General features: G+C 59.0%; 10 protein-coding genes. 5 read left to right on the forward strand and 5 right to left on the reverse strand.

From position 1 onward, the window contains the following. Positions 1-13 precede the first annotated feature (13 nt). Together RBH10_RS00380 and RBH10_RS00385 are read right to left on the reverse strand one after the other, a co-directional pair. Positions 14-2,101 (reverse strand): ABC transporter substrate-binding protein, encoded by a 2,088-nt coding sequence (locus RBH10_RS00380; protein WP_281039185.1) that lies wholly within the window; start codon positions 2,099-2,101, stop codon positions 14-16. Between the two features lie 106 nt (positions 2,102-2,207). Next, positions 2,208-3,674, reverse strand: coding sequence for an alpha-glucosidase/alpha-galactosidase (locus tag RBH10_RS00385; RefSeq protein ID WP_281039186.1), 1,467 nt, complete (start codon positions 3,672-3,674; stop codon positions 2,208-2,210). 196 nt (positions 3,675-3,870) lie between these two features. Here RBH10_RS00385 and RBH10_RS00390 point away from each other — a divergent pair, with 196 nt between their 5' ends. Beyond that, complete coding sequence (locus RBH10_RS00390; RefSeq protein ID WP_281039187.1) at positions 3,871-4,758, forward strand: AraC family transcriptional regulator; 888 nt, start codon at positions 3,871-3,873, stop codon at positions 4,756-4,758. An 80-nt stretch (positions 4,759-4,838) separates the two neighbouring features. Then, positions 4,839-5,300, forward strand: coding sequence for a hypothetical protein (locus RBH10_RS00395; protein WP_281039188.1), 462 nt, complete (start codon positions 4,839-4,841; stop codon positions 5,298-5,300). A gap of 19 nt (positions 5,301-5,319) precedes the next feature. On the opposite strand, the gene RBH10_RS00400 is transcribed toward RBH10_RS00395, so the two are convergent. Genes RBH10_RS00400 through RBH10_RS00410 form a run of 3 tightly spaced genes read right to left on the reverse strand, consistent with a single transcriptional unit; the run spans position 5,320 to position 9,876 of the window. Further along, positions 5,320-6,231: a DMT family transporter gene (locus RBH10_RS00400; RefSeq protein ID WP_281039189.1), complete on the reverse strand. Its 912-nt coding sequence runs from the start codon at positions 6,229-6,231 to the stop codon at positions 5,320-5,322. Continuing rightward, a complete protein-coding gene (locus RBH10_RS00405) occupies positions 6,228-8,630 on the reverse strand; it encodes a PIG-L family deacetylase (protein WP_281039190.1) in 2,403 nt (800 codons plus the stop codon). The genes RBH10_RS00400 and RBH10_RS00405 overlap by 4 nt, the downstream gene beginning before the upstream one ends. Positions 8,631-8,649: 19 nt before the next feature. Then, positions 8,650-9,876, reverse strand: coding sequence for an ROK family transcriptional regulator (locus RBH10_RS00410; RefSeq protein ID WP_281039191.1), 1,227 nt, complete (start codon positions 9,874-9,876; stop codon positions 8,650-8,652). Between the two features lie 244 nt (positions 9,877-10,120). Between RBH10_RS00410 and RBH10_RS00415 the strand changes: the two genes are divergently transcribed. The 3 genes from RBH10_RS00415 to RBH10_RS00425 are packed head-to-tail and all read left to right on the forward strand — an operon-like array spanning position 10,121 to position 13,182. After that, the gene (locus RBH10_RS00415) at positions 10,121-11,386 is read left to right on the forward strand and encodes an extracellular solute-binding protein (protein ID WP_281039192.1); all 1,266 of its coding nucleotides are present in this window, start codon (positions 10,121-10,123) and stop codon (positions 11,384-11,386) included. Positions 11,387-11,401: 15 nt separating this feature from the next. After that, positions 11,402-12,343: a carbohydrate ABC transporter permease gene (locus RBH10_RS00420; RefSeq protein ID WP_281039193.1), complete on the forward strand. Its 942-nt coding sequence runs from the start codon at positions 11,402-11,404 to the stop codon at positions 12,341-12,343. Continuing rightward, the gene (locus RBH10_RS00425) at positions 12,340-13,182 is read left to right on the forward strand and encodes a carbohydrate ABC transporter permease (RefSeq protein WP_281039194.1); all 843 of its coding nucleotides are present in this window, start codon (positions 12,340-12,342) and stop codon (positions 13,180-13,182) included. The genes RBH10_RS00420 and RBH10_RS00425 overlap by 4 nt, the downstream gene beginning before the upstream one ends.

The raw sequence follows: 13,182 nt of genomic DNA on the forward strand, positions 1-13,182 counted from the left end.
TCCGGGAGGAGTCCTAGTTGATCGGGCCGCCCTCACCCGGCTTGCCGGGAAGGCGCTCGGGGTAAAGCTCGTATTTGCCCTGCTTGTCGGCCGCGACCCACAGGCGTTCACGGATGATGGAATCTTCGGCCCAGTTGAACATGAAGATCGGCGTGCCCTGCGGCACGTTGGAGAACCGCTTGTTGACGATGAGCGCGCCGGGATATTCCGTCAGGCCAATCGTGTAGAGGTTCTGCGTATAGACCTTCTGATATTGCTTCATCAGTTCCGCCCGCTCGGCATTATCCTGCGAGGAGATGAACTTGCGCACGATGTCGGCCATCTCCTTTTCGAACGGCATCAGATCCAGTTCCTTGCCTTCAGGTGCGCGGTGGTTCCAGCTGGTGCGCGGGCCAACCGGCGCCAGTTGCTCGGTATTCTGCACCACGGACGAAAGCTCGGTGGCGTTGCGGCGCACCAGCCAGTCGAATTGACCGCCATAATGGGCCGCATCGCGCTGGTTGGAATCAAGGCTGTTGATTACGAGGCGGAGGCCAAGCTTTGCCATTTGCCCGACAAGGCCTTCGGCGATGCTCTTGTCCGTCGTGTAGCCGTTATTGACCAGAAGAATGATCTCGACGTTTCGCCCGCCCAGCGTCTCCTTCGGGAAGTTCACGAAGCCGTCGCCATCGGTGTCCTTCAGGCCGATTGATGCAAGGGCGGCTTTAGCTTCCTCAAGGTTGAAGGGGTAATAGACCGTGGAATTGCGATCGTAAAAACCGGTGCCCGAGGAAATGCCGCCCGGATAGATCGCCGTGAACGGGCCCTTGACGAGCGAGTCACCGATTGCCTTGCGATCGAGGGCCGAGGTAACGGCCTGACGGAAGACCTCGTTGCGGTTCAGCTCGCGAATGGCCTGCCCGCGCTCGTCCGGATTGCCCCAGCCATTAGCGGAAAAGTTCATCTGCAGATTATAGCCGATCAGGCGCGGCCCGAAGGCAAGGCGAGCTGGCGCATTCGGATCCGCTGCGCGTTTCAGCGAAGCGACGAAATTTTCCGGCTGCTCGAGATTGGAGAAATCGCCCGATCCCGCCACGGCCTGTACGTCACGGTCGGCCCAGGTGGAAAGCTTGTAGTGAAGCTCGTTGAGATAAGGCAGTTGCTGGCCCTTCTCATCAACCTTCCAGTAATAGGGATTGCGTCGCAATACGATGATATCGTCTGGGCGATATTCCACCGGCACCCATCCGCCCATGACAGGCATGTTCATATATTCCGGCGGAAACGCGTTCTTGAACTGGTTGTAGGTGTTCTTGGAGTATTTCGGATGCTGGGGTTTCAGAATATGCGACGGTCCGGGGCAGAAGCTCGGATAGGCCATGGTGTAGAGATATTGCTTCGGAAAGGCGCTCTTGAAGGTCCATTCCACCGTGTAGTCATCGACCTTCCTGAGCGTGGTGCCCTCACCGAAGGCTTCCGGCGACGCACCGCCACCAAGCGGCGAAACGTTGGGGTCGAGAACCGCGTCTTCCCAGTAGAACATCACGTCATCGGCGTTGAACGGCACGCCATCAGACCATTTGGCGCCCTTGACCAGATGCATCGTCAGCTTGTGACCGTCCTGCGACCATTCCCAGCCCTTGGCGAGATTGGGCAGCGGTTCGGTGTCCTTGGCATTCACCTGAAACAGCGGCGCTGTGCGCGTCAGGCATTCGGAAAGCGCTATATCGATGCCGCCCCAGCCCTGGCTCTGGCCGGCAATGTAATTCCAGCCTTCGGGACGCCCGCCGATTACATGGCGCATCGTATCGCCATAAACGCCGATGCCATCCACCATGTTGCCGGTCTTGTAGACCAGCGGCTCCTCAGGCAAACGCTCCTTGAGCGGCGGCAACTTACCGGTCTTTTCGAATTTTTCGGTGATCCAGTCCGGCTCGCTATAACTCGGCAGAGCCTTGAACTCGAGGATCGAGTCGCGCGCTACATAATTGATCTTGCCTTCCGCCGGAAATTGCGGCGGCTCCGGCGGCGTGGTGGTCTCGAAGGCGTTCGCACTGAGTGCGATCATCGAAACACCAAGACCCAATGCCGAGATGATACCGATCTTGCGTTGAAGTTGCATCGTCATTCCTCCCAAATGGCAGCTTTCGACCGCCCACCGTCTGTCATCACCAAGACCGAAGCGGCGAACTCCCTTTCGCCGCCGGCCTGTTCCCATGCTTTTTCTTTTATACGGCCTTCTTCAGAGCCGATTTCTCAGCCCGCAATTCCTCGATGGAACGCACGTTGCGGCGTGCAGCCCCCGCCCAGTCACGGGTCTTGACCGTCGATTTCGAAAGGCGCTCCTTGGCATCAGGCACGGCATCCGCATATTGCGGCAACCAGCGCGCCTGCGCGACGACCATCTCGTCCACCATCTGCCAGACCTCCTCCGGCGTGGCGACGGCACCGACCAGCGGATCGTGCAGCACGGCAAGCTTCAACAGATCGATATCGCCGCTGATCGCCGCATGCACCGACATGCGCTGCACATTGATCGACGCCATGCAGGTGGCCGCACATGCTTCCGGCAACGTGATGCCCGACACCATGTTGATGCCGAAACGATCCACGAAACCGGGCGATTCGATGATCGCATCGGAAGGAAGATTGCTGATGACGCCATTGTTCTTGACGTTGAAGTGGCCGCGATAGACACGCCCGGTTTCCAGCGCTTCGAGAATATGGCTCGCATGTTCGTTGGAACGCTTCGCCGGATCGATCGGCTTGGCGGCAGAGGCGAGGAACTGCGGGAATTCCGTCTCGAACCAGTTCCGCGTTTCGGTGGAATGGCGCAGATAACCGCCGGTTTCCCCGTGAATCCAGTCGGACATGTCGATCCAGCGGGCAATTTCGTCCGGCCGCTTGCGATACCACGGCAGATATTCGGACAGATGGCCGTTGCTTTCCGTCGAATAGACGCCGAAACGCTTCAGCACGTCGATACGCAGCTTCTCCTGCTGCGAGAAAACCGGGTGCGCCTCGAAGGCCGCGACCAGTTCGTCCTTCCCGATCTTGCGGCCGTTGAGCCTCAGATCGATGAACCATGTCTGGTGGTTGATGCCCGAGCAGATATAATCCAGTTCGGACAGGGATTTAGCGCCGAGAATTTCAGCGATCTGTTCGGCGCCGTGTTGCACGCCGTGGCAAAGGCCGACCGTATCCACCTTGCCATATTCGATGGCCGCCCAAGTGTTCATGGCCATGGGGTTGGCGTAGTTCAGGAATTTCGCGCCCGGTGCCGCGACTTCACGAATATCCTTGCAGAAATCCAGAATGACCGGAATGTTGCGCTGGCCGTAGAGAATGCCACCGGCGCAGATCGTATCGCCGACGCACTGGTCGATCCCGTATTTCAGCGGAATGCGGATATCGTCCGCATAGGCTTCCAGACCACCGACCCGCACGCAGCTGATGATGTATTTTGCACCCTCCAGTGCACGACGGCGGTCGGTATGCGCCGTCACCTTCACCGGAAAACCGTTGGCTTCCACGACCTTGTCGAGGATCGCCCTGATCATATCAAGATTGTGCTGGCTGATATCCGTCAGCGCGACCTCGATGTCGCGAAATTCCGGCACGCACAAAAGATCAGTGAACAGTTTTTTCGTGAAACCGACGCTGCCGGCACCGATTATAGCGATTTTGAAACTCATAACGCCACCTCTGTTGCAAATCGAACGGGTGAAACTGGCCGAAGGATCATAAAATGGCGTTACGCGAATAAATCCTCCAAAATGCCGTAAAACCGGCATTCTCCGAAAAATTCCGCAACATTCTCCCTGCGACTGTCTCCTCGGATCGGGATTATGCGTATAAAGTTGGCCGGTACCAGAGAAGGATTATGCTTTAATGGGTAATTTTGTGCTCCGCGATTTGATCGACCAAGGCCCCGGCATGCGGACCGTCTCGCTGCCACGCGGCCGCCAGACCCTGCATACCATGCCGACCAGCAGTGGTTATGAAATCCGCCGTGGTGGCAACTACGATTGGGACGGGCGCAAGCGCGGACAGACACCCTTTACGGTACTGCAACATTGCATCGGCGGACAGGGTAATCTGCGTTACGAAAACCGTCATTACGTGGTGAAACCGGGCGAGACCCTGCTTGTGCTCATCCCCCACAACCACCGCTACTGGCTGGAAGAGGGCAAGGAATGGGAGTTCTTCTGGATCTCCATGAATGGTGAGGAAGCCCTTCGCATTCATCGCAATATCCTTTCCGTCACCGGCCCTATCCTCAAGCTTCAGCCGGAAACGGTCGATCATCTTGCGGAGTGCTGCTCACGCCTCGTCAACGGCGCGGAAACGCCGGGGGCGGCCTCCGCCGTTGCCTATGAGGCGGCGATGACGCTCTATGACGATGTGTTCGGCTCGCACCCCTCCTTCGGCGGCGAATATCGCACCCTGCAACAGGTGCTGAGCTACATCGACGGGCACCTCGGCGAGCGTCTTTCCGTCAACGACCTTGCCGCCGTCGCAGGCCTCAGCCGCGCGCATTTTTCCCGCATCTTCACGGCAAGCGAGGGCATGCCGCCGGCTGAATTCGTGTTGCAGCGGCGCCTGCGACGCGCGGCCAAGCTTCTCACCACCGCCGGCAACATCCCGATCAAGGAGGTTTCCGTGCTGTGCGGATTCGAAGACCCGAACTACTTCTCGAAGGTCTTCCGCAGGCTTTACGGCACCAATCCGAGTGAATTCCGCACCACCGGCATGTATGCGAGTGTTCAGCAAAACTGACCATGGTTCGGAAACTTCGTTTTGCCATGTTTCAGGCGATTAAGAATGAACGTTACATCCCTTTTTGGAGACCGCGTGAGGTGAACAGCAGATTAAAGACGATCCTCATCTTTCCGTTGCGGGCAATCATCGTATTTGCCCTGATCCTTGATGGTATTTTTCGCCCGCTCTATCGGCCGATCATCAAGGCGATATCCGGCCTGACATTCATCAGGCGGCTGGAAAACCGGATTGCCGGATTGCCTCGTTTCGCGATTCTTCTTTCGCTTGCGGTGCCATTCGCCATTGCCGAACCGATGAAAATCGTCGGTCTGTTTCTCATTGCCCAGGGCACCGTCAAAACCGGGCTGGTCCTGATCATCCTTGCCCATCTCGCCACGTTCCTGATTGTCGAGCGCATCTATCACGCCGGCCGGGAAAAATTGCTCACCTATGCCTGGTTCGCGTGGATCATGCGCTATGTGCGTTTTGCCCGCTCCTTTTACGATCGCGCCAAATCCTCGGTATTGAACTGGCTGAGGCTCCGGGTTCTGGCACGCTGAAGGTCAGCCGCGGCACCTGTCATCGCCGCTTGCGCAACGCCTTTAGAAGATACTCGGCAAGCGCGGTCGCCTGCAATGAGACCAGAATGATGATGATGCCCAACACGACACGGGTTTCAGGCACCTCGTCAAACAGAAAGTAACCCACAGCGGTGACGAACAGGATCGACAGATATCCGACGGGTGCCAGAACGCTGGCATCGGCGATGCGATAGGCCCGCAAAAAGCAATATTGCCCCAATTGCGCGAGCAGGCCGATGGCGAGCAACGGTCCCCAGTCGAGCGGCAGCACAGGTTTCCACGTCCAGATTGCCGGAATGGCGGTAATGACGGCCAGACCGACGGTGTAAAACACCATCATGACCGTGGTGTTCTCCTGCCGTAGCGCCCGGGTCTGGATCACCGCAAGCGCCCCGAACACAACCGAGACGAGGACGACCAGCACGCCAAGGTTCAATTCCGTGCCGCCCGGGCCGATGACGACAAGCACGCCGACAAATGCCAGAAATGCTCCCGCCCAGCGATATCGACTCACCCTTTCGCCGAGAACGGCAACGGCCATCGCCATCGTCACCAATGGCCGGGAAAAACCGACGGCGTTAACGGTGGCAAGCGGCAGCAGGGTAATGGCAACGAAGTTGCTGGTGAGCGCAATGGCGTTGCAGCAGATCCGAAAAATATTGCGCCAGGGATATTTGACACGCACCATTTCCGCTCTGTGTCGCCAGATGAGCGGCAGGATGAAAATCAGGCCAATCATCGCCCTGATGAAGACGAGCTGGAAGGCCGGATAGGTAACACCCTGCGCCTTGACGAGTGCCGTCATGCCCCCCGAAACGAGGGCCATATCCATGAGCAGCCAGCCGACGCCCGCGCGAGCATTGGTTTCGCGCGGGTTTTCCTGTTTTTCACTCCGGTCTTGGCCATTCACGCCGGCTGCACAAGGTTGGCCATGAGGCGGAATGCTCCCGGCACAAGCTTGTCCATCTGGTGGTGCAGCACGAGGCTGGTATGCGTATGCCGGCCCTTGCCAATGGCCGCCGAGACCAAAGCGCCCTTGAGCGGCTGTTCATCGACATCGTGCATGGCAAGCAGGGGCTCGTAGACATCGTCCCAGCGCGAGGCGAAATAAAGCCCTCTTTCCTTGTCCCAGCCCGTCCAGTCGGCGGCACCGATCGTGTTGGGACCGACAAGCAGCGGGTGATCCGGCGCGAGCACCGTCACCTCCGCATTCGGGTCGGTCACCCGCCAGCGCAGGGAAGGCTTGCCGATCTCGAGCCGCCTCACCGGCGTCGTCTCCGGGTTCCATCCGTCGGTCGGCCGGTGATAGAGCGTGACAAGATGGCCGCCCTCTTCAACGAAACGGTGGAGCCTTTCCGTTGCGGCGGCCAGATCCTTGCGGATGCCGAAGGCGAAGATGCCGACAACGATCGTGGTGAAGGACGAGAGATCACCGCCAAGCGCCTGCGCATCCAGTTCGGTGACATCAAGACCGATGCGCGAAAGCCATGACCCGACCCGGTCGGCACCGCCTCCGACATAACCGATGCGCGCACCCTCGGGCAGTTTGAGGTCCAGCGAGAGGATTCTCAAAGCGGAAGGTGCGAGAAACCGCGCCCGGCCGATATGCGGATAGGCGATCGGCGTGATCTGGAAAGCCGGCTGCGAACCGACAGTCGCTTCAATCTGGGCAAGGCCCGTCGTAGCGTCGCCAGTGCGTTCGGCAATCCAGTCACTACCGCTCTTGCGCAGGTTCCAGCCGCCAGCACTCCTGAACGACACTGGAGCATCGGCACCCCTGATATGCGCCTGAAAAACATGGGCGTCCTGCCCCTGTCCAAGCGGAACCAGAAGTGCATCGGGTGAAATTGTCAGCGACTGCGCGGGCGTTACGAAAAACGGCTCCTCCAGATCGAAGTTGGCAGAAACGTCCCGGCCTTCGACCCTTGCGGAAAGGCGCACCGAGGCATGGCCATTGCCGCCTGAAGCTTTCCAGTCGGGCTGATAGAGACCGGAAACAGCGGCATCCTGATCGGCGACAAGCGAAAAGACCCGCGTCTGACCAAGCGACTGAACGGATGAGGAAACGCCAGCCGGAAGAACCGGGGTAACTTCGACCTGAAACTCACCCGCCTTGTCGGCCAGATCCACATAAAGAGCAGATGTTCCGCCCGGAACGATTTCGGCCGGCTGGGCATAAGCCCGCTCGAAAAGATCAAGCGCGGCCAGGATCGCGGCATCTACCTGCGCCCGTTTGCGCGCGATCCGGTGCCCATGCAGCTCCTTGAAATCCTGGGCGGCGGCCTCATCAACCTTCTGCAAAAGAGCTGCCGCCGTCAGAAGTGACGCCGTGATCCGCTGCGTGTCGGGAAAGGCTGCGATTGCGTCAGTGATTGCCTGTTCGGCCTCAACCAGCGCCTTTGCCAATTCGGCGTCCAGCCCCGGAAAAGCCGAGAGATCGGTCAGCGAAGACGGCAGCCTGTCGAGGATCGAGCTTTCCTCGCCGCCTGCAACGTTGGAGAGTTCGAGATGCAGCGGCCAGACTTCCTGCGCCCGTTTCGGCCAATGCCCCATGCCTTGCGATGCGTGATAATAACGCGACCATTCGCCAATCCGGTCATATTGCGCGCCGGTGGCCTGCTCCTTGCCCGGAGCATTTACTGTCAGCGTTGTCTCCGGCGGAGGCACTTCGTCATCATAGGTGTCGCCACCGCCCGACCATGCGGGAAGATAATATTTGGCCACCTTCCACGGCTTCAGCCCCTCGGAAAAATGCTCGGGATAGGCCGCAGGGTCTGCAGCCAGCGCGATTGCGCTTTTCGCCGCGCGCGTCATGGCGCGGTGGTGTCCGTGTTGTCCCGGTACATCGAGAAATGTCGGGATGACGATATCCGGCCGTTCCTTGCGATAGGCGCGTACCAGCCGCTCGACAATGCGCTGTTGGCCCCATCGACCGAAGGTCTGGTCGCCATCCTTGGAAAAACCGAAGTCGTGGATCATATCCGCCGGCCCATGACCGAGCCAGCTTATGTCCGCATCGATGACGCGGGCGGCCTCCTCCAGCTCCCGCGAACGGATGACACCAAGCGCACCGAGCCGCTCCGGCCCGAGCGCATTCTGCCCACCCTCACCGCGCGTCGAGCAGGCGATGATGATCCGCATGCCCAGTTCCATCCGGAAATAGGCTAGAAGTCCGTTCTGCTCGTCGTCTGGATGCGCGCCGGTATGCATGACAGTGACAGTGGATTTCAGTGCGCTCAGTTTGCGGTGCAGGCGCACGAGCCATGGATCGGCCATCTGCCGTTCGATGCGCTCCCGGGAGTTAAGCATGGGTGGTCTCCTCCAATATTCAGCCGGGCACCTGCGCTGCGGCGCCCAAAGACGTCTCAAGTTTTGGTGTGACGATGTCGAACAGCGGCAAGGCGGCGGCACCAAGCGCCGCCGTCAGTTGCCCGGACTTGCCGTGGATGACGCGCGGCAACTCCCTTTGCCGCCGGCTTGCGACCGAAGTCGGCAGATGCCCCATCCGCGCAATAATATCGCTGATGATGATCTCAGGCAGCGCACCGCCGAGAATGATCGTCTGCGGATCGAGAATGTTCTCAAGCATCGCAACCATGGGCGCCAGATGGATGGCGGCCTCATCGATCCACTCCATCACCACCGGATTGCTGGCCTTGAACAGGGCTTCAAGATCGTCAAGCTCCGTATCCGCAACACCAGCGCAGACGAGCTTTTCCTTGAGCACATAAACGGAAGCATAGGCTTCCAGACAGCCTCTTTGCCCGCAGGAGGGGCAAGGCCTTCCCTTCGGCGAGACGGTCACATGGCCGATTTCACCGGCGTTTCCGAACGCGCCGCGATAGGGCGAACCATCCTGAATGATGCCGAGGCCGATGCCGACACCGAAATAGATCATGCAGAAGTTCGGGATCGCCAGCCCCGCGCCGAACAGGCGCTCGCCGACAGCGGCGGCCGTCGCATCATTTTCCACCACGACCTGCTGGCCGCAGGCCTCGCTCAGCATCTGGCGGGCATCGATACCCCCCCAGCCCGATAGCGTCGTCGGCCCCACGGATGTCATGCCATCGATCTCGAAAGGTCCGGGCATGACGACGCCGGTGCCGAGCAACTTGCAACCAACATTCTTCGCGACTGCCGCATGTTCCGCCGCAAAGGTCTTGAATATGGCCTCCGGCGTGGTGTCCTTGAGCGGGGTGACGCGCTGCGTGCGCAACACGCCGGCCAGATCGAGACCGACCGTGACCATATGGTCGGCGGCAATTTCCACACCGATGGTTGCACCGCCATCCGGGTTCACGGCAAACTGGATCGGCGGCTGGCCCCTACCGGTGCGCCGGCGGCCGAGCTCCTTCAGGAGTTCCTCGCCCACCAGCTCATCGACGATGTTTGCAACCGCCTGCGCCGTCAGATGCGTGATCTTGGCGATCTGGGCGCGGCCGAGCGAGCCGTGCCGCCGGACGATGTCGAGGACGACTCGCCTGTTGTGTTCGCGGCTTCGCTCAGGATTTTTTCCGATTGCTACGGGATAGGCTTCCACCGTGTGCACCGTCATCTCTTCAACTTCCCGTCTGTAGAAAATTCATAGCGTCGAATTGACGATAAGCGCAATATAATAATTCAAGTAAATTATCTTATTGACAAATGCCCGGCTTCAGAGAACCGTAGAGAGCGACCGGGGGTCTGGCTTGCATGGGGCGGAACTTAAAGAAATCCCGCTGCCGGCAAATCAATGAGAGCGCGCGAAAGCGCGGATAAAGGGAACGATCACTCCGCATCCGGAAGACCGGACGGAGAAAATGGAGGCTTACATGCGCAGGGCAACTTTGTTCGCCGGCTTGGTCGCCGGTTTCAGCACATTTGCATTCAACGCCGCGCAGGCGGTTGAAATCCAATATTGGCAATATGTCTTCGATACACGCGTAAAAGCGATGGACGAGCTTATTGCGGAGTTCCAGAAGGCCAATCCTGACATCACCGTCAAACAGGTGACCTTCCCTTACGCCGACTACCAGACGCGCGTCATTGCCGCCAACATGTCCGGCAAGGGCCCTGACGTCATGCAGCTGTTTTACGGCTGGCTGGACAAATTTGCAGCCGGCGGCATCTTGCAGCCCCTGCCGACCGACGCTTTCCCGCATGACAAGATCGAAAGCGAATTCTTCCCGATCGTCAGCGCCATGAAGCGCGGCGACGACTATTACGGCCTGCCGACGGCGGTTCGCTCGCTCGCACTTTTCTACAACAAGAAGCTCTTCACGGAAGCAGGCCTTGATGCCGCCAATCCGCCGAAGACGCTGGACGAATTTGTCGCCGCGGCTGAAAAGATCGCCAAGCACGATGCCGCCGGAAACCTCACCGTTGCCGGCTCCACGCTCGATATGGGCGGCCAGGACCACCAGTGGTGGCGCGAGGTTCTGATCCGTCAATATGGCGGCGAGCCCTACACCGACAACGACCAGAAAGTCACCTATAACAGCGAGGCGGGCGTCCAAGCACTGAAGTTCTACACCAGCCTGCAGCTTGAAAAGAAGATCGGTCAGGTGGGCTTCATGGATGAAGGCCAGGCCGCCTTCCGTGCGGGCAAGGCAGGCATGACCATCGACGGCACGTTCAGGCTTGGATCTTTCAGAACCATCAAGGACTTCGAGTGGGGCGTGACCGAGCTTCCCACTAATGACAAGAATATCCGCTCCAACTATGCCAGCTATTTCGCCAATGGCATCAGCGCCAAGACGAGCGGCGAAGCGCTTGAAGCGTCGAAGAAATTCCTCGCCTATATCTCTTCGCCGGAAGCCATGGCGATCTGGCTGAAGACAGTGGGCGAGCTACCGGCACGGCGCGCGGCTGCACTGACCGAAGAGAACCTGAAAGACCCAGTCTACGCACCGTTCCTGAAGGGCCTCGAATATGCGCATACGACGCGGTTCATGGACGAGGCTGCCCAGCGGCAGAACGCCATCGACATGACCAACCGGATCTTGCTCGAAGGCCAATCCGTCGAGGACTCCATCAAGCAGGCCGCAAGTGCCGAGCAGGAAATCATCGACGCGGCCAAACCTTAAACCGCAGGTCCAATCATGACAGCGATCGATCAACAGGGGGCGGCATCCGGCCGCCCCGGCGGCTCCTTCGGGGATCGCTTTTCCATGCGTACAAAACGGCTTGTGTGGATCTGGAGCTTTCTGGCTATCCCGATCCTGTTTTACAGCATCATCCGTTTTTACCCGACGCTACAGGCCTTCTGGCTGTCCTTCACCAACTGGGACCTGCTGCGGCCGGCAAAATTCATCGGCGTCGCCAATTACGTCAAGCTGTTCAAGGACCCGCAATTCTGGAAGGTCTTCAAGAACACCTTCACCTATCTCATCATCGGCACGCCCATCAGCCTCGTTCTGGCGTTCGTCATCGCCTTTTATCTTGATCGGGTGCGAATCCTGCACGGTTTCATCCGCGCGCTGTATTTCCTGCCCTATCTGACGACGGCAGCGGCCATGGCCTGGGTCTGGCGCTGGTTCTACCAGCCGCCGCCGATCGGCATCATCAACGATGTGCTTGCCATGATCGGAATTCCGCAGCAGCCGTTCATCCGCTCCACCGATCAGGCGCTTTATTCGGTCATGGTGACAGCCATCTGGGCCGGTCTCGGTTTCCAGATCATCATCTTCATGGCAGGCCTGCGCTCCATTCCGACGACGTTTTATGAGGCCGCGCGCATCGATGGTCTGGGCGAGTGGGCGATCCTTCGAAAGATCACGCTGCCACTCCTGAAACCAACCACCGTGTTCCTTGTGGTCTTCTCCTCGATCGGCTTCCTGCGGATTTTCGATCAGGTCTACAACATGACCACCAACGATCCCGGCGGACCGCTCGGCTCGACCAAACCGCTGGTGCTGATGATCTACCAGACCGCGTTCAATTCCTATGCGATGGGTTATGCCGCCGCGCAGACGGTCGTCCTGTTCACCATTCTTCTTGTCGTATCGCTGGTCCAGCTCTGGGTCCTGAGGGAAAAGAAATGAGCGAAGCGCTGCCACTCTCCCACGCCCGCATCCGCCCCGGCCGCATCCTCGCCTGGACGCTTTTGTTCATCGGCGGCCTGATCATGGTCTCGCCGCTGCTCTTCATGTTTTCGACCTCGTTCAAGACGGCGGATCAGGTCTATGACCTCCGGCTCATTCCCGCAGCACCGACGCTTGCAAACTACATGACTGTCATGGCCGACGGCCGTTTTCTGCGCTGGTTCTTCAACTCGATCTTCGTCGCCGTCATCGTCACCGTTTCCAACTGCTTCTTCGACAGTCTGGTTGGTTATACGCTCGCGAAATTCGAGTTCCGCGGTCGCTACTTCATCTTCCTCGCGATCCTTTCAACTCTCATGATCCCGACCGAAATGCTCGTTATCCCGTGGTATCTGATGTCCAGCCAGCTTGGCTGGCTCGACAGCTACTGGGGCATCATGTTCCCGGGAATGATGACGGCCTTCGGCACCTTCCTGATGAAGCAGTTCTTCGAGACGGTTCCGAACGACTTCATCGAGGCGGCGCGCGTCGACGGGCTGAACGAATTCCAGATCTGGTGGAAGGTAGCCCTGCCGCTGGTGACGCCCGCGCTCTCCGCACTGGCAATCTTCACCTTCCTCGGCAACTGGACCGCATTCTTCTGGCCGCTGATCGTCACCACCAGCAAGGAACTCTACACCCTGCCGGTCGGCCTATCGAGCTTTGCGGTGGAACAGCAGATCCAGTGGGAAATGATCATGACGGGCGCTGCCATTGCGACCATCCCAACCCTTATCGTCTTCATCGTCCTGCAACGCTACATCGTTCGCGGTGTGATGCTGGCGGGTCTGAAAGGATAA

It is taken from the genome of Rhizobium sp. AN73, assembly GCF_030757975.1.
GTDB classification, from domain to species: Bacteria; Pseudomonadota; Alphaproteobacteria; order Rhizobiales; family Rhizobiaceae; genus Agrobacterium; species Agrobacterium arsenijevicii.